This window comes from Tessaracoccus caeni (assembly GCF_029211185.1).
GTDB lineage: Bacteria > Actinomycetota > Actinomycetes > Propionibacteriales > Propionibacteriaceae > Arachnia > Arachnia caeni.
The window spans coordinates 22,607-43,472 of sequence record NZ_JARGDO010000001.1; the positions used below are offsets into that span (position 1 = coordinate 22,607).

Consider the following 20,866-nt stretch of genomic DNA (forward strand, 5'->3'; position numbering starts at 1 on the left):
CCTGCCCCCAGCGCTGGAAAGCTCAGCCCTGAGGCTGGTTGTCGGGCTGGATGTCGATCCGCCAGCCGGTCAACCGGGCCGCCAGACGGGCGTTCTGACCCTCGCGGCCGATGGCCAGCGACAGCTGATAGTCGGGCACGATCGCGCGGCAGGTGCGGGCCTGGGGATCGATCACCGTGACCGACTGGACCTTCGCCGGGGACAGCGCCGCGGCGACGAACCTGCGGGGATCTTCTGAGAAGTCGACGATGTCGATCTTCTCGTCGTCCAGCTCGTTGGTGACGGCGCGGACGCGCTGCCCCATCGGCCCGATGAACGCCCCCTTGGCGGATACATCCGGGTTCTTCGACAGCACGGCGATCTTGGTGCGGTGGCCGGCCTCGCGCGCGATCTCCTTGATCTCGACGACGCCCTGACCGATCTCCGGCACCTCCAGCTCGAAGAGCTTCTTCACCAGGTTGGGGTGGGTGCGCGAGACGATCACCTGCGGGCCCTTGAGCTCGCGGCGCACGCTCACCACATAGACGCGCAGCCGGCGCCCGTGCGAGTAGTCCTCGCCGGGAACCTGCTCGGCCTGCGGCATCAGGGCCTCGAGTTCACCGAGGCTGACGCGCACCGCCCGGGTGTCGCGGTCCTGCTGGATAGTGCCGACGATGATGTCGCCCTCGGCGCCGGCGAAGTGGCCGTACTTCTGGTCGTCCTCGGCCTCGCGGATGCGCTGGGTGATCACCTGACGCGCCGTCGCCGCGGCCACTCGGCCGAAGTCGGAGGGCGTGTCGTCGAAGTAGCCGATGATCTGGTCGTCGTCGTCGAACTCGGGCGCGAGCACGCTCACCTTGCCGCTGCGTCGATCGATCTCGATCTTGACGCCGCGAAGCGCGTGGTCGGTGCGCGAGTAGGCGTTGAGCAGCGCGTCCTCTAGCGTCTTCAGCAGGTAGTCGAAGGGGATCTCACGGTCCCGCTCGATGGCCCTGAGGGCAGCCATATCGATGTCCATGATCACTCCTCGTCGTCGTTCATCGGGCGGTTCAGCTCCACCTGCACCACGGCCTTGTCGATGTCGGCGTAGGCCAACGCCATCTGGCGGCCGGTCACGTCGAGCGTGACCTCGTCGTCGCCCGCCTCCAGGATCCGGCCGGTGAGCTGCTCGGTGCCGCGCTGAAACTTGATCAGGCGGCCGCGGTTACGCCGGTAGTGCTTGGCCTCGGTGAGAGGCTTGCTCACTCCACGCGAGCTGACCTCGAGCGTGTAAGGCGAGCCGCCGTCGGCATTGGACTCATCGAGCGCGCGGGAAATGGCCTGCGAGGCCTCTGCGATGTCATCAAGGAGGGGGCCGCGGCCTTTGGGGCCTTCGCCGTCGACGGTGATCCTGAGCACGGAGCGATGTCCCATCGGAATCACCTCCAGCGAGTCGAGTTCCAGCTCGCGTTCGGCCAAGACTGGCTCTATCACGGCGGCCAGTGCTGTGGTTTGCATGCGCACTCCTCCATATCCGGTTGTCGGCTCGATTGTGAGTCAAGAAGCTCCGCCGCAGAGCGAAACCTCCAAGAGAAACAGCATAGGCGATAGCATGCCGAAATGCGGATCACCCGACGCGGCCTCCTCGGCGTAGCAGCGATCACCCTCACCGGGTGCACCGGGTCTCCGACGATCCAGCCGCCTTTCGTGGTACCCCCTCCCAGCCCCGAGCAGGAGCCCTGGGCCGTCGCGGCTACGGCCACCGTCACCGGATTGCGCGGGCTGTTCGCGATCGCCGCACCGTCGAAGTGGAGCGACGGAGCCCTCGCTCTCCTCGACGATCACCTGCTCCGGCTGACCGCCCTCGACCCGTTCGCCGATGAGCCCGAGCCTCACTTCGATACTCCCGTCGTGGAGGGGCCGGACGCGGCCCTTGACGATGAGGCCTTGGATGCCGCGGTGGAGCAGGCCCGGGAAGAGCTGTCCGAGCAGGTCGCGACCGCGCCGGGTCAGCCCGAGCGCCTGCTGGTGGCCTCGGCCTCCTGCGCGGTGGCCTCGCTCGCGGTGCACAAGCGGCCACCGAAGCCAGGCGGCGCACCGCGCCGCTTCGCCGACGCGACACTGGAGGGTTCACTCACTGTGGCCCTCAGCCATATCTGGGCCTTGATCCAAGGCGTGGAGCTAGGCCTCGGACGGCTCCCGAGAGACCACAAGCTGCGCGAGTACGCCGACGCCCGCCTCCCGCAGATCCGCGAGGCACGCAACCGGCTCCGCGACCTGATCGACGGCGAGCCGCCGTTGCAGCCCGCGTCGTTGACGATGCCCAACGCCATGAGCGACGCGTCCGAGATCAAGGCCGGCTGGGCCGCCCTGGAGCTGGGCGTCCTGGACGGCTACGCCCGCCTCACCGCCGTCGACGCGACGTGGCTTACCGAGATGCAGGCCCAGGTCCCGCGCGTCCAGTCCCTCGGCGGCCGCCTCCCCCACTGGCCAGGCTGGGCCGGCTGACCCATTCCACGCTCTTCGAGGTGCGACGAAGGAGCCTCGAGGAGAGCTAAGAGATCCCGCGAGTAGGTGGCACCTACTGCGGCGCACTGGATGGCGACCTGGCTTCGTTGTCGAACTCACTGGCATACCCGATGGCAGTTTCATTCTTCGCCTTGCCAGATCATCCATCCAGCACGTCCTCGCAACGGCACCACCTACTTGCGGAATCTCTAACTCCTGCCAACACGCCCGCCCCCCCAACAAACCCCACCTCTTGACGCAAGATATATCTTGTATACAAGAAGCGAGGCGGGGAGGCCGAGATGCAGGCAGCAGATCCAGACAAGAGGTTCTACGGGGCGATCACCGTGAGCGAGCGCGGGCAGATCGTGATCCCGGCCAAGGCGAGGCGCGATTTCGGGATCGAGGTGGGCGACAAGCTCTTGGTCTTCGGCGATCTGCAGCATGGCATCGCGATCGCCCGCGCCGAGGACGTCATCGCCCGGCATCCGGGCGCCGAGGCGATCTTCTCTGCCCCGGTCTCCGACGATGACTGACGCCGGCGCCGACCGGTTGCAGAAGATCCTGACCAACCTTGCGGCGGCAGCCTTCGGCTTCGGCGGCGCCGCGCTGACGGGGTTCAGCCTGTGGGCGGTGCTCGTCGGTCCTTTGACAGGCACTCTTGGCTGGTTCGTCGGTTGGTTCGGAGGGCGCGCTCTCGGTAGCGCGCTGTCGCGGCGCGGCTATGCGCCCCCGGGTCGCCCCGTCTATCGCCTTCGCGAACTGCCCGAGGCCGAAGCCACGGCCGGCGGCAAGGCGCGGGCCCTGTCGCGGCTCATCCGGGCCGGCTACCCGGTTCCAGACGGCGTGGTGCTACTCCCCCGCGCCTTCGTCGACGACCAGCTGACCGCGGAGGCGGCCGAGGCGCTGCACGATCACTTGCGCCCGTTCCCCGAGGGCCAGCGGTTCGCCGTGCGCTCCTCCGCCCAGGGCGAGGACTCTGAACATGCCTCCTTCGCCGGCGCCTACGAGTCGGTGCTCGATGTGCCCGCCGACGGACTCGGCACCGCGATCGCCGCCGTTCGCGCCTCCGGCGCTGCGGGACGCGTCGCCGCCTACGCTCGGTCCTCGGGAGCCGAGACCGGCGAGCTGGCCGTGATCGTGCAGGCGATGGTGCCAGCTGAGTTGGCCGGGGTGCTCTTCACCGTCGATCCGATCAGCGGCGACCTCGACTCGATGCTCGGCAGCGTCGTGCGCGGCCTGGGTGAGGCACTCGTCTCCGGCGAAGACACCGGCGAACAGTTCCGGCTGGCCCGCCCATCCGGCGACCTCGACGGCCCGGACGTCCTGGTGCCCTTCGCCAAGAGCCTGCACGACGCGGGGCATCGCGTCGAAGCCACGTTCGACAGCGTGCCGCAAGACATCGAATGGGCGGTGGCGGACGGCAAGGTCTGGCTGTTGCAGGCGCGTCCGATCACCACGCTGAACCCTTGGCGCGCATCGACGGCCGAGCGCAACGACTCGCTGGCCGGCAACTGCCTGTGGTCGGCGACCAACCTCAGCGAGGCCAACCCCATCGCGCAGACCCCGCTGACCATCTCGCTGTCGCGCTATCAGCAGGCCAACGGCGGGCCGTCGATGGCGCTGCGCGGACGCGAGATGGCGGGTTTCATCGGCGGGCGCCCCTACGCCAACCTCAGCGTCCAGATCACCGGGCGGCGCGGCAAGTCGGGCAAGGCCGACCCGCGAGAGGTCTACCGCAAGCTCTCCGGCTGGTGGGGATCACTGCCCGACGACGTGCCGATCCCCCTGATCCCGATGACGGCCGACGACTGGACGCAGGCCGGCATACCGCTGCTCGGTTCCTTGCTGCGCATGGGGTGGACGCGGCTCGGCCTGGCGCGCTTCCTGCGTCGAAACCCCGCCCAGTGCGACGCCCTCGTCGCCGAGATCGCGGCTTCCCGCACGTCGGCCGAGCTGCGTCGGCTCTGGGACGAGCGGCTGTTCGCCTTCAGCCTGGACTCGTTCTGGGCGGTGATCGCCTCCGGGTCGGAGTATCCGGCCCGCCTGGAGACGGAGTTGCGCGCCGAGCTCGGCCCCGAGGACGCGTCCGCTTTGATGTCGAACCTGGCCGGGCATGCAGGAAATCTCGAGAGTCTGGGGCCCGCGGAGGGGCTGCAGCAGGTGCGCTCGGGCGCACTGTCCCGAGCCGAGTATGTCGCTCGGTTCGGACACCGAGGCGTGAACGAGACGGAACTCGCCTGGGCACGTCCCTCCGAGGATCCCGGGTGGCTGGATCGCGAACTGGCGCGAGCTGCCGGCGTGGACATCGCCGCGTCGCGACGACGTCAGGACGTTGCGTCCTCCGCCGTGGTGGCCCGGCTCCGCGAACGCGACCCCAAGCTGGCGCGGGGCGTCGAAAGGCGCGTCAGGAAGGCCGCGAAGCGCGCGGCGTTGCGCGAGGCCGCGCGTTCCGAAGGGGTACGCACGACCGGCGTGCTGCGCGCCTTCGCCCTGCGCGCCGGCGAGCTGCTGGGCATCGGCGACGACGTGTTCCTGCTCACCGTCGAAGAGCTCTTGGACGCGCTGGCCGGTGACACCCGCCCGAACGTGTCGTTCGACGGGCGGCGCGCCACCTATCAGCGCTATCTCGATCTGCCAGCCTTGCCCGGTCTGATCTGCGGCAGCTTCGACCCCTTCGCCTGGGCCGCCGATCCTGATCGTCGAGGCGATCTCGCCGGATCCTGCGTCTCCGCCCGCACCGTCGTCGACGGCGACCCCTCGGCCGCGATCATCGGTCATCCCGGGGCGGTCGGGCGCGTCGAGGGCACAGTCCGTGTGCTGACCAGCTTCGACGACGCCGACCAGCTGCGCCCCGGCGAGGTGCTGGTGACCCCGCTGACCAACATCGGGTGGACGCCCATCTTCCCCATCGCCGCGGCCATCGTCACCGATCTGGGCGCCCCGCTCAGCCACGCGGCGATCGTCGCGCGCGAGCTGGGCATCCCGGCGGTGGTCGGCTGCGGCGACGCCACGTCGCGCCTGCGCACCGGCGACCGGGTTCTCGTCGACGGCGCCGCGGGCACGGTCTCGCTGCTCGCTGAGGAAGATCAGGGCCGGACGAGCCCCGACTCGTAGGCGAGCACCACCAAACCGGCGCGATCCCGGGCGCCGCTCTTGTGGAGCAGCGCCGAGACGTGGGTCTTCACCGTGGCCTGTGAGATGAACAGCTCCTCTTGGATCTCCTTGTTCGACCGGCCTCGTCCGATCAGCGTCAGCACCTCGCGCTCCCTCGGCGACAGCCCGTCGAGCGCCCGACTCCTGCCCTGCTCGGCCGGTCCGGCTGTGTCGACGTAGTGCGCCATCAGGCGCCTCGTCACCGCCGGCGACATGGGGATCTCGCCTTTACGGAGAGCCCGGATCGCATCCACCAGCTCCTGCGGCGGGGCGTCCTTGAGCAGGAAACCGGAGGCACCGGCGCGCAGCGACTCGTAGACGTGCACGTCGGTGTCGAACATGGTCACCATGAGGATCGCCGGGGCCTCCTCCCCCATCGACGCCAGGATCCGGCGCACCGCCGTGGGCCCGTCGACGCCGGGCATCCGCACGTCCATCACGACGATGTCGGGCCGCAGCCGGTGCACTGCGTCGATCGCCGTCTGCCCGTCTGCGACGACACCGACCACCTCGATGTCGTCCTCTGCCCCCAGCAGCAGGCTCAGCGACTCGCGCAGCAGGGTGTCGTCGTCGACGAGCAGGATCCGGATCACGACGACGCTCCGCGCAGCGGAACCTCGGCCCGCACCTGCCAGCCGCCATGCGCCGCCGGGCCGTACTCCACCGTGCCGCCGAGCGCCGCGACCTGATCCCGCACCGAAGCCAGCCCATGGCCGGTGCCGGGCGCCCCCTGCCATCCGGGGTGGGGGCCGTCATCGGAGACCCGCACCCGCACCGCGTCCGGCGACATGGATACGCCGACACTCACCCTCACGGGCCCCGCGTGACGGAGGCAGTTCCCCAGTGCCTCGCGGATGAGCAGGCCCACGGCGCGCTCCGTGTCGACGGGCAGCGCATCCGGCAGATCCATCTGCAGCTGCACCGCGAGACCCGCCCGCTCCATGGCCTCGACGAACGGCTCCAACGTGCGAAGCGGCGGCCCGGCATCCCGCTCGGCGGTCTCCCTGCCCAGCTCGTCGAGTAGCCCGCGCAGGTCGTCGGTGGCGGCCCGCGACATGGTTTCGATCAGCTGCAGGGTCTCTTCGGGGCTCACCCGGTCGGGCATCCGCTGGGCGAGGGCGGCCCTCATCGTGATCGCACCCAGCCGGTGGGACATCGCGTCATGCACGTCGCGGGCCAGCTCCAGCCGCTGCTGCGCCGTCGCGTGCGCTGCGGCCCGGCGCGCGAGTTCGTCCTCATAGCGACGACGGTCTCGGCGCGCCTGAACCACCTGCCACACGATCGCCGCCAACACGATCAGCATCTCGAGCACCAAGATCCACTGCCGAGCCGGCAAACCCAGCGTCACCACCTGCAGCAGGATCACCAGGAGCAACGCGATGGGCGCCCACCCGAGCAGCGAGCGGCGCCGCACGAGCGGCCTATCGGAGGAACCCATACGACGCATCGTAGTGAGCCTGGGCGCGCCGGGCCTCACCCTCAGGGCTGATCGCAAAGGTGGAGAGGCCGCGTTCAGGTTCGCCTCTCACGCCGATGACCGCGCGGCGCTTCCTGAGCAGACTCGCTGCATGATCACTTTCGACGAGATACGCAAGCTTCGAAAAGGCCGCTCGATCCTCACCGACATCACCGCCCAGATCGCGCCCGGACGGGTGACCGGCCTGGTCGGACCCAACGGCGCCGGCAAGTCGTCGCTGCTGCGGATCCTGCTCGGCCTGGACCACGCGACGAGCGGCACGGCCCTCATCGACGGTGTCCCCTACGCCCGGCTGAAGCGGCCGCTCACCGTGGTGGGCGCGCAGCTCGACGGCGCCGGGGCGCATCGGTCGCGCACCGCCAGGTCGCACCTGCGCTGGCTCGCTCGCAGCCAGCGCATCCCGTTCGACCGAGTGGAAGAGGTACTCGAGACGGTCGATCTGTTGCCGCACGCCTCCCGCAAGGTCGGCCACTATTCGCTGGGCATGGCACAGCGTCTCGGCATCGGCGCGGCGCTCCTGGGGGATCCGCGTTTCCTGATCCTCGACGAGCCGATGAACGGCCTCGATCCCGACGGCATCCGCTGGCTGCGCGGACTCGTCCGGGAGCGGGCCGACAGCGGGCAGACCGTTCTGCTTTCCAGCCATCTCCTGACAGAGCTCGAGGGCATCGCCGACGACGTGCTGGTGCTGCACGGCGGCCGGCTGGCCTGCCAGTCCGATGCACAGATCCTCGCCGAGCGGTACGGATCGCTCGAGGCCGCCTACGTCGAACTCACCGGCGCCGCATCCCCAACCCACACCGTCATCACCGAGGAGGAACGACGATGATCCGCGCCGAAGCACGACGAGTATGGGGTAGCCCCGCCTACCTCTTCACCCTGCTGATCGGGGTGGTCGTCCCCTCCGCGATGGCCTTCATGACCAGCATCCAGATCAGGCGCAACTTGGAGGGAGGGCGGCCTGGAGCTTTCGTCGACACCTCTCTGCTGGGGTTCGGCGAGGTCTACGGCCTGCTTCCGTGCGCGATGGTGCTCGGTGTGCTCGCCGTGGCACCGGAACTCGCCCCCGGCGTCGCGAAACGCGGCAGCGGCTGCGAGCGTCTCACCGTGCACCTCGCCGTCCCCCGGCGCTTTCATGCACTGACGGTCGGCGTGCTGGTGATGCTCAGCGCCGCCGCCGTCTCCGGCCTCACGCTCCTCGTGTCTCACGTCGTCGCTCTCCGCGTCCTGGGGAGCGCCCCCGATTGGGGCCTCGACGCACCGCAGCGCGCGGCGGCGCTGATGGCCACCTGGGCCGTGATCGCGCTGCTCTCCAGCACCCTGGCGTGGATCTCGCGCTCGATCGTGATCCCCCTGGTGATCCTCGTCGCCGGATCGTCGCTGGCTCCGGTGTCCTATTTGCTCAGCCTGGTGACGCCCCTGGCGCGCTATCTTCCCGATGTCGCCGGCGCCGGCATCGCGGTCCGAGGGATCGGCGTCGAGCCGCTTCCTGCTCCGACGGCGTTCCTCACGCTCGCACTCTGGGCCGTGGCCGCGTTGCTCGTGTCCGCCGAAGTCGCCGCGCGGAGGGACTCATGAGGCAGGTGCTGAGGTTCGAGGTGGAAGCGCTGATCGCATTGCCGAGCGCTCGCTGGCTGGCGACCGCTGCCGTGCTGCTCAGCGTCGGGGTTCCCCTTCTGGTGCTGCGCGAGGTGGGAGCCGACGCCGCCTCTCTGACGCTGCTCCTGCCCTTGGTGGTGCAGATCGCGCAGTATCCGATGCTCGCCGTGGGATGCGTGGCCGCGGGGCACCAGTTCGGCAGCGGGGTCTGGCAGACCAGGCTGCTGGCGGTGCCCCGCCGGGTCGACGTCGCGGCGGCTCAGGCGATCGCCGTGGTTGCCGCGGCCGCCACCCTCGCGGCTGCCGTGGCGGCGGCCTTTGTGTCCACTGCGAGGCTCGCAGGGGCGACGGTGAGTGCGACGGATCTCCGACAGACCGCCGGCACCGCGCTCTATCTGGCGCTGCTGGTCGTGCTGGGCTGGGCCACCACCTTCGCCGGCCGGTCCACCGTCGTCGCGCTCGCGGCCCTCAGCTCGTCGCTGTTGATCGTGCCGGCGGTGGCGCAGATCTTCGGCTCCCTCTCCTACCTGCCCGGCGTGGCCGGAACCGCCCTTTTCACACCCACCATCCCCGATCTTCCCGGAGCTCAGCCGCTGTGGCTGCTGCTCTGGACAGGAGCGGCCTGCGCCGCTGCGATCCTGACCGCAAAGCTCCGAGACTGCGGTGGCTAGTGGCGCGTCACTAGGGCGTCTGGTCCTCGAAGACGAGGCCGTTCGAATCGCCGTCGCCCCGACCACGAGCGGCACGCTTCGACTCGCGGCGGGTGGCGCCGCGCTCGCGCCACTTCTCCAGGATGTCGTAGAGCACGGGCACCAGGATCAGCGTCAGCAGCGTCGAGCTCACCAGGCCGCCGATCACGACGATGGCGAGCGGCTTCGAGATGAATACACCACCGCCGGTGAGACCGAGGCCCATCGGGATCAGCGCGAAGATTGTCGCCAGCGCCGTCATCACGATGGGACGCAGCCGCAGGCGCGCGCCCTGCTCGATGGCCTCGTCGACGCCGGCCCCCTCCTTGCGCTTCTGGTTGACCAGGTCGATCAGCACGATCGCGTTGGTCACCACGACGCCGATCAGCATCAGCAGACCGATCATGCTGGGAACACCGATGGGCGTGTCCGTGAGCAGCGACAAGCCCAGCGCGCCGGTGGCGGCGAACGGGATCGACACCAGCAGAATCAGCGGCTGGAGCAGCGAGCCGAAGGTGGCCACCATGATCAGGTAGACGACGAGCACCGCCACCACCATGGCCAGGCCCAGCTGGGCGAAGGCCTCCTGCTGCATCTCCGTGACGCCGCCGAGTCGGACGGTGACGCCGTCGGGCAGCTCCAGCCCGTCGATGCCGGTCTGAACAGCGGACGTGACCGCGGTCAGGTCGCCGCCCTCGACGCCGGCGCTGAGGGTGGCGGCGCGGACCCCGTTCACCCGAGTGATGGTGCCCGGAGCCTGGACGATCTCCACGTCGGCCACATCGCTCAGCACGATGGCGTCGGGGTTCAGCTCCTGCGCGGCCTTGGCGTCGTCGGCCAGCTTCTCCTGGTCGGCCTGCGACTCCAGCGACTTGTCGCGCTGCTCCGCCAAAGCATCGAGCTGCTCGTCGATCGCATCGACCTGCCCATCGGCCGCGGCGACGCCCTGGGTGAGCTGGATGACTTGCTGGGTGAGCCCGTCGACCTGCTTGGTGAGCTGGAAGACGGAGACGGTGATCGGCGGATCCACCGGCATCGACGGCGTGGTCGGAGACGGGCTGGGCTGCGTCGGATCGGTGGGATCCGCCGGGTCCGTGGGCTCAGGAGAACCGGACGGCTCCACCGGCTGGTCGGGGGTGACGGGCGGTGAGGGCGGCGTCTGCAGCGCCTTGAGCTGATCCTGCAAGGCCTCGAGTTGCTCGGTGGCCTCGTCGAGCTTGCGGCTCGCCTCCGCCGAGGCCTTCTTCGCCTGGGAGCGGGCGTCCTTCAGCTTGACCACCTGCTCGTCGTAGGCGTCGTCGGCCTGCGCCTTGGCCTCCTCCGTCATCTCCTCCTGACGCTCGGTGACCTTCTCTGCGGCGTCCTTGCGGGCGTTCATCACCATGGTCTGGGTGACGGGCAATGGGATGGCGCGCAGCTCCTCGACGCTCTTCACCGGATCCTGCGAGCGCAGGTAGACGTCCAGGGTGGTGTCCTCATGCGTGAGGGAACCGATCAGTTCGCCGCGGACGGCACGCGCGACCACCTGGCCGATCTGGGCCTGCGTCAAGCCGTTGGTGGCGGCGACCTTGGCGTCGACGTCCACCGAGAGCATGTCGCGGGCATCGCCCAGATCGCTCGACGGGGACGACAGGTCGTCGATGCCCTTCAACATGGCGAGCACCTGCTCGCTGCCCTTCGTCAGGGCCTCGGAGTCGGCGCTTTCCACGTAGAGCACCATCTGGCTGGTCTGGTCGCTCATGCCGACGCCGACGTCGATGGTGCCGGCACCCACGAGCTCGGACAGCTTTTCGCGGATCGCGGCGGCGACCGCGCTGGTGTCGGTGCCCGGCTTGAGGGTGGCGGTGAAGGTGGCCTGGTTGGTGCCGGTCTGGCTGCCCATGAAGATCGACGACGAGCCGCCGATCGACGTGGAGTAGGACTCCACCTCGGCGACGTCCTTCAGCACGTTCTCGACCTTCGCCGCGGCGGCGTCGGTCTCCTCCAGCGGCGTGCCCTGCGGCAGCTTCTGGGTGACCTGCAGGCTGTCCATGCCGGCCGATCCGATGAAGTCGGTCTTGAGGTACGGCGTGAGCGCCAGGGTGCCGGCGAAGATGCCGACGGCCAGCAGCAGCGTCACAACGCGGTGCCGCAGTGACCATCCGAGCACCGGATTGTAGGCCTTGTGCAGCCAGGTGTTGGTCTCTTTGTCCTCGCTCGGCGGCTTCTTCTCCGACGGGCGCATGAACCAGGAGGCCAGCACCGGAACGACGGTGAGCGAGACCAGCAGCGAGGCCAGCAGCGCCACGGTGACGGTGAGCGCGAAGGGACGGAACATCTCCCCCGCCTGCCCGCCGACGAGGCCGATGGGCAGGAACACCGCCACCGTGGTCAGCGTCGAGCTGGTGATGGCGCCCGCCACCTCCTTCACGGCCGCGACGATGGAGCCTCGCCCCCATTCGCCGAGCGACTGATGGCGTTTGATGTTCTCGATCACGACGATGGAGTCGTCGACCACGCGACCGATCGCCACCGTCAACGCGCCAAGGGTGAGGATATTGAGCGTGTGCCCGCCGACCCACAGCCCGATCAGCGCCATCAGCAGCGCGAGCGGAATGGACACCGCGGTGATCAGCGTCGGGCGGATGGAGCCGAGGAAGATCATGATCACGAGGATCGCCATCACCAGGCCGATGCCGCCCTCGACGCTCAGGTCGTGGATCGACTGCTCGATGAACGGCGACTGGTCGAACACGACGTCGAAAGAGGCTCCGCCGCCCAGTTGCTCGGAAAGATCGGCGACGGCGTCCTGCACCTCGTGAGAGATGGACACCGTGTTGGCGTCGGCGGTCTTGGTGACCGACAGCGTCAGCGACGGGCGGCCGTTGACCCGGCTGACGGATGCGGTCTCCACCGGCTGCTCCACCACCGTGGCGACGTCGCCGAGCACCACCGGACCGTCGCTGCCCTGCAGCATCAGGCCCTTGAGATCCTCGACCGACGAGAAGCTGGTTCCGGTCTGCACGTCCAGGTTGGCACCGTCGGCGTGTATGGTGCCCGACGGGATCGCGGTGCCGTTGGCCATGAAGAACTGGCCGATGGTGGCCGGGTCGACGCCTGCCTCGCGCAGGGTCTCGGGGTCGTAGGTGACGATCACCTCGTGGGTCTCCTGGCCGGTCAGGGCCACGTCGCGCACGCCATGGATGCCGCGCAGCGCCGGGAGCACGACGTCGTTGGCCTGCTGCGACAGCGTGGTGGCATCCACGTCGGAGGACAGCGCGAGGATCATCACGGGGACGTCGTCGATGCTGCCGGTGACCACCCGCGGGTCGAGGTTGGACGGCAAGCCCGCGGCCATCGCGTCGATGGCCGCGTTGACATTGGAGGCGATCTCGTCGGACTCGTAGTCGTAGTCCCACTGGATCGCCACCTGCGAGACGGAGCTGGAGCTGGTGGAGGTGACGTCGGTGATGCCATCCACGGCCTTGATCGCGGCTTCGATGGGCTTGGAGACCTCTTCCTCCACCACCTCGGGGCTCGCCCCTGGGTAGACGGTGACGACCGCGCCCTGCGGAACGCTCATCGACGGGATGAGCTCCTGCTTGAGGGCGCCCGCGGCATAGACGCCGAGGCCGATGGTGAGGAGGGAGAGCAGCAGCACCACCGTGCGGTGGGCAAGGCTCAGATTCGTCAGACGGCTCATTGCCCGTCCTTCCTTACGATGACCTCGGCTATTGATTAGCCCAGCACTAATCAACTTGAGGATGTTAGCATGCGGCTAAGTAACGGAAAAACGATGTGCACCGAAGGCACCTGCAGGATGATGAGGAACATGATGAGGCCGTGCAGCTCCGGAGACCCTCAGCGCGACGCGCTGATCGAGGAGATCATGGGCCTCAACGACCGGATCCACGCGCGCGCGATGCAGCTGCTCGGGCCGGTCGAGCTGCCCGAGGATCTCACCATGCAGCAGATGCGGGTGCTCGGCGTCGTCGGTCATGAGCCCGGCCTCACCGGCCAAGAGCTGAGCGCGCGCCTCTCCGTCAGCGCGCCGACGGCCAGCGGTCTCGTCGACCGGCTCTCCGCGAAGGGCCTCGTCGCCCGAGTAGAGGATCCCGACGACCGGCGCGTGCGTCGGATCGAACTCACCGACGCCGGCCGGCACCTGCTGAGCGGCATCGACTCCGTCTTCGACCAGATGATCCAGACCATCGTGCCCGCGATCGCCGTCGACGATCTCCGCACCATCCGCGACGCCACCACCGCGATGCTGAACGCCGTCGAGAAGGCCCTCGACGAGCGGGACTGACCCCCTTAGGCAGGGCTCAGGCGAGGAGCGCCTGAACCTCCGCAACGGCGTCCTCGACGGCGACCTCGCGCTTCTCACCCGTAGCGCGCACCCGCACCTCGACCTTGCCCTCGGCCAGGCCGCGCCCGACGACGACGATCACCGGCATGCCCATGATCTCGGCGTCGGCGAACTTCACGCCGGGGCTGGCCTTGCGGTCGTCGTAGAGCACGTCCAGGCCGGTGGCCGAGATCTTCTCCGCCAACTCCTCGGCCGCAGCGAACAACTCGGTGCCCTTGCCCGTCGCCACCAGATGCACCTGGTACGGCGCCAGCGTCGCGGGCCAGCTGAGGCCCTTGTCGTCGCAGGTCGCCTCCGCCACGGCCGCCACCGCACGCGAGACGCCCACTCCGTAGGAGCCCATGGTGACGGTGACCAGCTTGCCGTTCTGGTCCAGCACCTTCAGGCCCAGCGCCTCCGCGTAGCGGCGGCCGAGCTGGAAGATGTGTCCCATCTCGATGCCACGAGCGAGGGTCAGCGCCCCAGTGCCGTCGGGCGACGGGTCGCCCTCGCGCACCTCGGCGACGTCGATCACGCCGTCGGCGACGAAGTCGCGCCCGGCCGTCACGCCCACCAGGTGCTTGTCGGCCACGTTGGCGCCTGTCGCCCAGACGGTGCCGTCCACGACGCGCGGGTCGACGAGATACTCGATCTTCGTGAGGGATTCGGCGCCCAGCACGCGGGTACCGTCGAGCGAGACCGGCGAGATGTAGCCGACCACCAGGTCGGGGTAGCGCTCGAAGTCCTCCGGCTTGAAAGGCTCGCTGGTGGCGGGCTCCAGCGCGGCCTCGAGGCGCTTCATGTCCACCTCGCGGTCGCCCGGCAGGCCGATCGCCAGCGCGCGCGTCTTGCCGCCGGGCTCGGTGACCTTCAGGATCAGGTTCTTCAGCGTGTCGGCACCGGTCCAGGCGTTCTCGCGCGGCAGGTCGCGGTTGAGGATCTCCACGACCGCGTCGATGGTGCCGGCATCCGGGGTGTCCACCAAGGCCATCGCGGGCGCATCGTCGATCGGCAGCGGCTCCGGCGCAAGGATCCGCACGGCCTCGACGTTGGCCGCGTAGCCGCCGGGCGAGCGCACGAAGGTGTCCTCACCGTTGGCAGCGACGGCCAGGAACTCCTCGGACTTCGACCCGCCCATCGCGCCCGCCATGGCCGAGACGATCACGTACTCCAGACCGAGGCGCTCGAAGATGCGCTGGTAGGCACCGCGGTGCGCCTGGTAGCTCACCTCGAGGCCCGCGTCGTCGATGTCGAAGGAGTAAGAGTCCTTCATGACGAACTCGCGCCCGCGGAGCAGGCCCGCGCGAGGCCGCGCCTCGTCGCGGTACTTGGTCTGCACCTGGTAGAGCGACAGCGGCAGATCCTTGTACGACGAGTACAGATCCTTCACCTGCAGGGTGAACATCTCCTCGTGCGTGGGGCCGAGCAGCATGTCAGCGCCCTTGCGGTCCTTGAGCCGGAACAGGTTGTCGCCGTACTCGGTCCAGCGGTTGGTGAGCTCATAGGGTTCACGCGGAAGCAGGGCGGGGAAGCTCAGCTCCTGGGCGCCGATGGCCTCCATCTCCTCGCGCACGATCGCCTCGACCTTGCGCAGCACCCTCAAACCCAGCGGCAGCCAGGTGTAGACGCCGGGGGCGGCGCGACGGATGTAGCCGGCGCGCACGAGCCAGCGGTGGCTCGGCACTTCGGCGTCGGCGGGATCCTCACGAAGGGTGCGGACGAAGAGAGACGACAGCTTGGCAATCACAGCCATACACTATCGGCTGAGACTAGGCTGGCACGTATGACACCACCGCGGCTTGGCCGACTGCACTTCTCGGGACTCACCTCCCTTCGTGATGTCGAGCTTGAATTGGCCACCGATGTCACTGTCCTCATTGGCGCCAATGGCTCGGGCAAGTCGAACCTCGTCACCGCCCTGGAGCTTCTCAGTCGAATCCTCGACGGCCAACTCCAAGACACGCTGCTTCAGCGCGGGGGGTTCGGCCGACACCTGCACGTCGCCCCGAAACCAGCAGACGACGCCGAGCGCATCTCACTCATCGTCTGGAGCGACCAGGACGCAGATGGTGTCTACAACGGATACCGTGCCGAGTTGGAGAGCACCGTCGATGATGCACCCGTTCTGCGGGAGACGGTCTTTCCCCGCAGCGCTGTCAAGCCTCCAAAGGGGCCCTCTGGCGAGACCTTCGGAAGGTCCAGGGAGTCGGTTCTATCCATAACGCAATCCAATGAACGGCTGGAGCATTTCCTCGGCACCGTTCGTCCTCTGCTTGATGGCATACGCGTCTATCACTTCGACGATGTCGGCGCGACCGCGCCAACCAAGAAGTGGCATTCCGTCGACGATGACGTCATCCTCCACGCCGATGCCGGCAACCTCGCCCCCTATCTCTTGCGGCTTAAGTCCGAGCACCCCGGGGCGTATCAGAGAATCGTCACCGTCATCCGGAATGTCGCTCCCTTCTTCGATGACTTCGTCCTAAAGCCGAACTCCTCAGAACAGATCCGACTGAGATGGCGACAACGAGGGATCAGCGATCGTGTCTTCAGCGCGAGTGAGCTGAGCGACGGAACCCTGCGGTTCGCCTGCTTGGCGACCCTGCTCCTTTCCCCTGACGCACCACGGGTGATCGTGCTCGACGAGCCCGAATTAGGCCTGCATCCGTTCGCCATCACCCAGTTGGCTGCACTCATCCGGCAGGCAACTGTACGCGGGCGCCAAGCGATCGTCGCGACGCAATCGGCGCTCCTGCTCGATGAGTTTCCGCTGGAGAGCGTTGCGCTGCTGGACAGAAAGGATGGGGCCACCACGGTGAGCCGCCCTGACCCGGCGGCCTTGGAGGCGTTCGTCGACGAGTACTCGCTCTCCGATCTGTGGCAGATGAACATCCTCCACACCGGGACGAGTCTTGGCAGGCCCTGTCCTGCACGAGTTGGAGACCTTGGTGATCGCCGCGATCGCCACTGGTCAAACGTACGCAGAGAGCTATGTGGTGAAAGAGGCCCGAACCGCCATCAGTAAAACTGGCGGAGACGTCGAGTTGGTCAACGGTGGTTCCACTACTGCGCCGTCTAAACGGCTCATCACATGGTGGCCGGAGTATCAGAAGGCACTCTATGGCCCCGTACTGCTATCTCAGCCCTTGTGGGGCGACATCGCCAGACAATGCCCCACCTTCGAGAAGTGGTGGAATCAGCTGCTGTCGCCCGATCCCAGAACCCCGTAACCGAGGTAGCCTGGCGCGCCGATCACGGGTACTGCCCCTCGGCGGCAGCCTTGGCGATCACCAGATCCTGCCAGGACATGCCCACCGTCTTGAAGACGTTCGGCCGGTCGGCGGCGCGCTGCACGTCGCCACGAACCACCTGACGGATGGCCACGAGATCGGACGTCGAGAGAGCCCCCTCCTTGATAGCCATCATCACGTCGCCAGCCTCGCGCAGCGCCGTGGCCACGTCTTCGACGACGACCCGCGAGCGCCCCATCAGCGCGCTATCGAGTTCGCGTCGGTCGGGCTCGTGCGAGCCGATCGCCACAACACAGGCGCCGTCGCGCACCAGCGAGCCATCGAACAAGGGTTCGGCGGCCGAGGTGCAGCAGAGGATCACGTCGCTGTCGGCCACCGCGGACGGCATGATCAGCAGCTGACCTGCGCCGGCCGCCGGGCGCCCTCCGGCGAGACCCTGCGCAGGATCTCGCCGGAGTCGACCCACCTAGGCTTCGTCGGCATGGTCCTCGGCGATGGCGATGTACTTGGCGAAGTACGCCGCGACGAAGGAGATCGCGCAGATGGCGGCCATGTAGATCGCGACCGGCACCCAGCTGCCGTCATAGGCCGCCACTAGAGCGACGGCGATCATCGGGGCGGTGCCCGAGAACAGCGCCGAGCCGATCTGGTAGCCGAGCGTCACGCCGGTGTAGCGCACCTCGGCGCTGAAGGTCTCCGACATCATGGTGCCGAGCGTCGCGGTGACCGGAGCCCAGGCGATGCCGAGGCCCAGGATCGAGGCCACGATCAGCAGCGGCACCGAGCCCGTCTCGACCAGCATGAAGTAGACGAAGCCGATCACGCCCAGTACCGCGACGCCGATCATGTACATCGGACGGCGCCCTGTGGTGTCCGACCACTTGCCGAACAGTGGCACCAGGATGCTGGCCACCAGGGCGCCCCACAGCACGGCACTCAGCGCGTCGGCGCGGTCGTAGTTCAGCGGCTCGCCCGTGGCGTAGGCGATGATGAAGGTCACGAAGATGTAGAACGGTGCGGTCTCGGCGGCCTTGGTGCCCACCGCGACGAGCACGGCGCGCCAGTGCTTGGTGAACGCGGTGACCAGCGGGATCTTGGCCACCTTGTCCTTCTTCTTCATCGCCTTGAAGGACGGGGTCTCGTCGAGGCCCTTGCGGATCCACAAGCCGATGAACACCAGCACGATCGACGCGACGAACGGGATGCGCCACCCCCACGACTCGAACTGCTCATTGGGCAGCAGGTTGGCCAGCAGCACCGCGCCGTTGCCCAGCAGCAGGCCGACGGTGACGCCGATCTGCGGTATCGAGCCGAAGAAGCCGCGCCGGTGCTTGGGTGCGTATTCATAGGCCAGCAGCAGCGCGCCGCCCCACTCGCCGCCGATCGCCAGGCCCTGAAGGACGCGGAAGGTGTAGAGCAGGATGGGCGCCGCCATGCCGATCTGGGCGTAGGTGGGCAACAGGCCGATGGCCACCGTGCCGAGACCCATGATGGTGAGCGTCGCCACCAGCGTGACCTTCCGGCCGACGCGGTCGCCGATGTGGGCGAAGAAGGCACCGCCGAAGGGGCGCACCACGAAGGTCAGCAGGTTGCCGAAATAGGCGAGCATCAGCGCCAGGAATGGGTCGTCGACGCCGAAGAACTGCTTGTTGAAGATGATGGGCGCGACGCTGGCATAGAGCAGGAAGTCGTACCACTCGATGGCGCTGCCGGACAGCGAGCCGATCAGCACGCGCCTGTTGGTGACGGCTGCCGCCACCTTCTCGTTCGGGGGTGAGGTGTCGCTCGACATGCGCTGTCCTTTCCTCGGATCGACCATCCGGAACGGCGACAGCCTAGCGGGCGTCTCCTACATTACGTAAGAGTCCCTAATAGTGGATGGTCGAGAGCGACCCCATTTCGACGAAGCCCAGCCGCTCGTAGGAGCGGATCGCGGGGGCATTGAAGTCGTTGACGTACAAGGACACCAGCGGGAAACTCGCCATCACCTGGCGCAGCATTCCGGCCAGGCCGGGCACTGCGATCCCCTGTCCCCGTCGTTTCGGATGCACCCACACGCCCTGCAACTGGACTTGCCCGCGATGCTTGGGACCGAGGTCGGCCTTGAAGATCACCACGCCGTCCTCGACGATGCCGTACGCGTCGCCGTTCTCGATGCGCTGCGCCACGAAGGTGTCATACCCGGGCCCGTACTTGTAGGGCGAGGAACCGATCTCCTCGGTGTACATGTGTACCGACGCCTCGAGGTAGCTCTGGTAGTGCTCGAAGGTGAGCTGGACGACGCGCGGGTCGGCGGCGCAGGCCGGCGGTTCGTCGAGCACCATCAACGGCTGCCGGCGCCTGATGTTGGAGGTCCGCCCCCACGTCATCGGGAAGCGCTGCTCGAGCCCGACGAAGATGCCGAGGGCGGCGAAACTCGGGCCGAGGATGGAGGTGGCGCGGCGACGCGAGCCCAGCTTGTCCACGAAGGCCGGAATGGCCTCGGGATCGATGCCCGTCGCGAAGACCGTGCCTCCGTCGAGCAGCAGCGCGGTGATCTCACCGTCGCGCTCGAACGCGTGCAGCAAGCCCAGCCGGCGCCGATCGAGCCCCCACTGGCCGACCTTTGCGCTCAGGAAGAGGTTCTCCACCGGCGACGTCTCGAGGAAGCGCAGCGCCAGATGCTGGTCACCTGCACCGAGGGTGCGCAATCTGCCGGACATGGAGGCAACCTTAGGGGGTCGAAGGCCTCGGCCGCGGGCGTTGGCGCGCAGCCCGGTCAGGAGACGGTGACCTCGGGCGCGCCGACCTCGCCCATCTCCGCCGCGATGCGACGTGCTTCGACCAGCAGGGTCTCGACGATGTCCGCCTCAGGAACCGTCTTGATCACCTCGCCCTTGACGAAGATCTGGCCCTTGCCGTTGCCGGACGCCACGCCAAGATCGGCCTCGCGGGCCTCGCCGGGACCGTTGACGACGCAGCCCATCACGGCGACGCGTAGCGGTGCCTGCATGCCCTCGAGGCCCTTGGTGACCTGCTCGGCGAGCGTGTAGACGTCGACCTGGGCGCGACCGCAAGACGGGCAGCTGACGATGTCGAGCTTGCGCGGGCGCAGGTTCAGCGACTCGAGGATCTTGAGGCCCACCTTGACCTCCTCAGCCGGCGGGGCCGACAGGGAGACGCGGATGGTGTCGCCGATGCCGCGGCTGAGCAGCGAACCGAACGCGACGGACGACTTGATGGTGCCCTGGAATGCCGGACCGGCCTCCGTGACGCCCAAGTGCAGCGGGTAGTCGCACTTCTCGCTGAGCAGCTCGTAGGCGCGCACCATCACGACGGGGTCGTTGTGCTTGACGGAGATCTTGAAGTCGTAGAAGCCGACCTCCTCGAACAAGGAGGCCTCCCACAGCGCCGACTCGACCAGCGCCTCCGGCGTCGGAGCGCCGTACTTGGCGAGCAGTCGCTTGTCGAGGGATCCGGCATTGACGCCGATCCGCAGGCTCACGCCCGCATCCGCGGCGGCCTTGGCGATCTCTTTGACCTTGTCGTCGAACTGCTTGATGTTGCCGGGGTTGACGCGCACGGCCGCGCAGCCGGCGTCGATGGCGGCGAACACGTAGCGCGGCTGGAAGTGGATGTCGGCGATCACCGGGATCTTCGACTTCATGGCGATGATCGGCAGCGCCTCGGCGTCGTCCTGGCTGGGCACCGCGACGCGCACGATGTCGCAGCCGGTGGCGGTCAGCTCGGCGATCTGCTGGAGGGTGCCGTTGATGTCGGTGGTCTTCGTGGTGGTCATCGACTGCACGCTGATGGGGGCATCTCCTCCCACCAGCACCTTGCCGACCTTGATCTGGCGCGTCTTGCGGCGCGGGGCCAGCACGGGGGCGGGAGCAGCTGGCATGCCGAGGTTGACGCTCAT

At 68.2% G+C, this 20,866-nt stretch carries 19 protein-coding genes; 9 read left to right on the top strand and 10 right to left on the bottom strand.

What is annotated here, in order from left to right:
* Nucleotides 1-22 precede the first annotated feature (22 nt).
* Entirely contained in the window at nt 23-997 is a 975-nt protein-coding gene (nusA, locus tag P0D62_RS00105) for a transcription termination factor NusA (RefSeq protein WP_275700581.1), read from the bottom strand.
* 2 nt (nt 998-999) lie between these two features.
* Complete coding sequence (rimP, locus tag P0D62_RS00110) at nt 1,000-1,476, bottom strand: ribosome maturation factor RimP (RefSeq protein WP_275700582.1); 477 nt, start codon at nt 1,474-1,476, stop codon at nt 1,000-1,002.
* A 102-nt stretch (nt 1,477-1,578) separates the two neighbouring features.
* On the opposite strand from rimP, the gene P0D62_RS00115 reads away from it, so the two are divergent.
* From P0D62_RS00115 to P0D62_RS00125, 3 genes are all read left to right on the top strand, one after another.
* The gene (locus tag P0D62_RS00115; protein WP_275700583.1) at nt 1,579-2,466 is read left to right on the top strand and encodes a hypothetical protein; all 888 of its coding nucleotides are present in this window, start codon (nt 1,579-1,581) and stop codon (nt 2,464-2,466) included.
* Nucleotides 2,467-2,768: 302 nt separating this feature from the next.
* Nucleotides 2,769-3,002 carry an AbrB/MazE/SpoVT family DNA-binding domain-containing protein gene (locus tag P0D62_RS00120; protein ID WP_275700584.1) on the top strand — a complete coding sequence of 78 codons (234 nt, stop codon included), beginning with the start codon at nt 2,769-2,771 and terminating at the stop codon, nt 3,000-3,002.
* On the top strand, nt 2,995-5,583 hold the full coding sequence (locus P0D62_RS00125) for a PEP/pyruvate-binding domain-containing protein (RefSeq protein WP_275700585.1): 2,589 nt from the start codon (nt 2,995-2,997) through the stop codon (nt 5,581-5,583). Before P0D62_RS00120 ends, P0D62_RS00125 begins: the two co-directional genes overlap by 8 nt.
* Here the strand turns inward: P0D62_RS00125 and P0D62_RS00130 are convergent.
* Together P0D62_RS00130 and P0D62_RS00135 are read right to left on the bottom strand one after the other, a co-directional pair.
* Nucleotides 5,556-6,215 carry a response regulator gene (locus P0D62_RS00130; RefSeq protein ID WP_275700586.1) on the bottom strand — a complete coding sequence of 220 codons (660 nt, stop codon included), beginning with the start codon at nt 6,213-6,215 and terminating at the stop codon, nt 5,556-5,558. The genes P0D62_RS00125 and P0D62_RS00130 overlap by 28 nt on opposite strands.
* Nucleotides 6,212-7,060: a sensor histidine kinase gene (locus P0D62_RS00135; RefSeq protein WP_275700587.1), complete on the bottom strand. Its 849-nt coding sequence runs from the start codon at nt 7,058-7,060 to the stop codon at nt 6,212-6,214. The genes P0D62_RS00130 and P0D62_RS00135 overlap by 4 nt, the downstream gene beginning before the upstream one ends.
* 130 nt (nt 7,061-7,190) lie before the next feature.
* Between P0D62_RS00135 and P0D62_RS00140 the strand changes: the two genes are divergently transcribed.
* Genes P0D62_RS00140 through P0D62_RS00150 form a run of 3 tightly spaced genes read left to right on the top strand, consistent with a single transcriptional unit; the run spans nt 7,191 to nt 9,369 of the window.
* Nucleotides 7,191-7,928 carry an ATP-binding cassette domain-containing protein gene (locus P0D62_RS00140; protein ID WP_275700588.1) on the top strand — a complete coding sequence of 246 codons (738 nt, stop codon included), beginning with the start codon at nt 7,191-7,193 and terminating at the stop codon, nt 7,926-7,928.
* Nucleotides 7,925-8,677 carry a hypothetical protein gene (locus P0D62_RS00145; RefSeq protein WP_275700589.1) on the top strand — a complete coding sequence of 251 codons (753 nt, stop codon included), beginning with the start codon at nt 7,925-7,927 and terminating at the stop codon, nt 8,675-8,677. The genes P0D62_RS00140 and P0D62_RS00145 overlap by 4 nt, the downstream gene beginning before the upstream one ends.
* Nucleotides 8,674-9,369: a hypothetical protein gene (locus P0D62_RS00150; RefSeq protein ID WP_275700590.1), complete on the top strand. Its 696-nt coding sequence runs from the start codon at nt 8,674-8,676 to the stop codon at nt 9,367-9,369. Before P0D62_RS00145 ends, P0D62_RS00150 begins: the two co-directional genes overlap by 4 nt.
* 10 nt (nt 9,370-9,379) lie before the next feature.
* On the opposite strand, the gene P0D62_RS00155 is transcribed toward P0D62_RS00150, so the two are convergent.
* Nucleotides 9,380-13,069, bottom strand: coding sequence for an efflux RND transporter permease subunit (locus P0D62_RS00155; RefSeq protein ID WP_275700591.1), 3,690 nt, complete (start codon nt 13,067-13,069; stop codon nt 9,380-9,382).
* A 117-nt stretch (nt 13,070-13,186) separates the two neighbouring features.
* Between P0D62_RS00155 and P0D62_RS00160 the strand changes: the two genes are divergently transcribed.
* A complete protein-coding gene (locus tag P0D62_RS00160) occupies nt 13,187-13,675 on the top strand; it encodes a MarR family winged helix-turn-helix transcriptional regulator (protein ID WP_275700592.1) in 489 nt (162 codons plus the stop codon).
* A gap of 16 nt (nt 13,676-13,691) precedes the next feature.
* Here the strand turns inward: P0D62_RS00160 and P0D62_RS00165 are convergent, their stop codons facing one another.
* A complete protein-coding gene (locus P0D62_RS00165) occupies nt 13,692-15,449 on the bottom strand; it encodes a proline--tRNA ligase (protein ID WP_275700976.1) in 1,758 nt (585 codons plus the stop codon).
* Nucleotides 15,450-15,497: 48 nt separating this feature from the next.
* Between P0D62_RS00165 and P0D62_RS00170 the strand changes: the two genes are divergently transcribed.
* Together P0D62_RS00170 and P0D62_RS19130 are read left to right on the top strand one after the other, a co-directional pair.
* Nucleotides 15,498-16,739, top strand: coding sequence for an AAA family ATPase (locus P0D62_RS00170; RefSeq protein WP_275700593.1), 1,242 nt, complete (start codon nt 15,498-15,500; stop codon nt 16,737-16,739).
* The gene (locus tag P0D62_RS19130; RefSeq protein ID WP_406708198.1) at nt 16,663-16,944 is read left to right on the top strand and encodes a DUF4276 family protein; all 282 of its coding nucleotides are present in this window, start codon (nt 16,663-16,665) and stop codon (nt 16,942-16,944) included. Before P0D62_RS00170 ends, P0D62_RS19130 begins: the two co-directional genes overlap by 77 nt.
* A 22-nt stretch (nt 16,945-16,966) precedes the next feature.
* On the opposite strand, the gene P0D62_RS00175 is transcribed toward P0D62_RS19130, so the two are convergent.
* The 4 genes from P0D62_RS00175 to ispG form a co-directional block, all read right to left on the bottom strand.
* Nucleotides 16,967-17,353 (bottom strand): hypothetical protein, encoded by a 387-nt coding sequence (locus P0D62_RS00175; RefSeq protein WP_275700594.1) that lies wholly within the window; start codon nt 17,351-17,353, stop codon nt 16,967-16,969.
* Between the two features lie 78 nt (nt 17,354-17,431).
* Nucleotides 17,432-18,757, bottom strand: a complete 1,326-nt coding sequence (locus P0D62_RS00180) for an MFS transporter (RefSeq protein ID WP_275700595.1) — start codon at nt 18,755-18,757, stop codon at nt 17,432-17,434.
* A gap of 76 nt (nt 18,758-18,833) precedes the next feature.
* Nucleotides 18,834-19,667, bottom strand: coding sequence for a GNAT family N-acetyltransferase (locus P0D62_RS00185; protein WP_275700596.1), 834 nt, complete (start codon nt 19,665-19,667; stop codon nt 18,834-18,836).
* Between the two features lie 56 nt (nt 19,668-19,723).
* The gene (gene ispG, locus P0D62_RS00190) at nt 19,724-20,866 is read right to left on the bottom strand and encodes a flavodoxin-dependent (E)-4-hydroxy-3-methylbut-2-enyl-diphosphate synthase (protein WP_275700597.1); all 1,143 of its coding nucleotides are present in this window, start codon (nt 20,864-20,866) and stop codon (nt 19,724-19,726) included.

Bases quoted from the DNA above. Each gene is read 5' to 3' on its own strand.
- nusA (WP_275700581.1), bottom strand. From the start codon at position 997: ATGGACATCGATATGGCTGCCCTCAGGGCCATCGAGCGGGACCGTGAG.
- rimP (WP_275700582.1), bottom strand. From the start codon at position 1,476: ATGCAAACCACAGCACTGGCCGCCGTGATAGAGCCAGTCTTGGCCGAA.
- P0D62_RS00115 (WP_275700583.1), top strand. From the start codon at position 1,579: ATGCGGATCACCCGACGCGGCCTCCTCGGCGTAGCAGCGATCACCCTC.
- P0D62_RS00120 (WP_275700584.1), top strand. From the start codon at position 2,769: ATGCAGGCAGCAGATCCAGACAAGAGGTTCTACGGGGCGATCACCGTG.
- P0D62_RS00125 (WP_275700585.1), top strand. From the start codon at position 2,995: ATGACTGACGCCGGCGCCGACCGGTTGCAGAAGATCCTGACCAACCTT.
- P0D62_RS00135 (WP_275700587.1), bottom strand. From the start codon at position 7,060: ATGGGTTCCTCCGATAGGCCGCTCGTGCGGCGCCGCTCGCTGCTCGGG.
- P0D62_RS00140 (WP_275700588.1), top strand. From the start codon at position 7,191: ATGATCACTTTCGACGAGATACGCAAGCTTCGAAAAGGCCGCTCGATC.
- P0D62_RS00145 (WP_275700589.1), top strand. From the start codon at position 7,925: ATGATCCGCGCCGAAGCACGACGAGTATGGGGTAGCCCCGCCTACCTC.
- P0D62_RS00150 (WP_275700590.1), top strand. From the start codon at position 8,674: ATGAGGCAGGTGCTGAGGTTCGAGGTGGAAGCGCTGATCGCATTGCCG.
- P0D62_RS00155 (WP_275700591.1), bottom strand. From the start codon at position 13,069: ATGAGCCGTCTGACGAATCTGAGCCTTGCCCACCGCACGGTGGTGCTG.
- P0D62_RS00160 (WP_275700592.1), top strand. From the start codon at position 13,187: ATGATGAGGAACATGATGAGGCCGTGCAGCTCCGGAGACCCTCAGCGC.
- P0D62_RS00170 (WP_275700593.1), top strand. From the start codon at position 15,498: ATGACACCACCGCGGCTTGGCCGACTGCACTTCTCGGGACTCACCTCC.
- P0D62_RS00175 (WP_275700594.1), bottom strand. From the start codon at position 17,353: ATGCCGTCCGCGGTGGCCGACAGCGACGTGATCCTCTGCTGCACCTCG.
- P0D62_RS00180 (WP_275700595.1), bottom strand. From the start codon at position 18,757: ATGTCGAGCGACACCTCACCCCCGAACGAGAAGGTGGCGGCAGCCGTC.
- P0D62_RS00185 (WP_275700596.1), bottom strand. From the start codon at position 19,667: ATGTCCGGCAGATTGCGCACCCTCGGTGCAGGTGACCAGCATCTGGCG.
- ispG (WP_275700597.1), bottom strand. From the start codon at position 20,866: ATGAGCGTCAACCTCGGCATGCCAGCTGCTCCCGCCCCCGTGCTGGCC.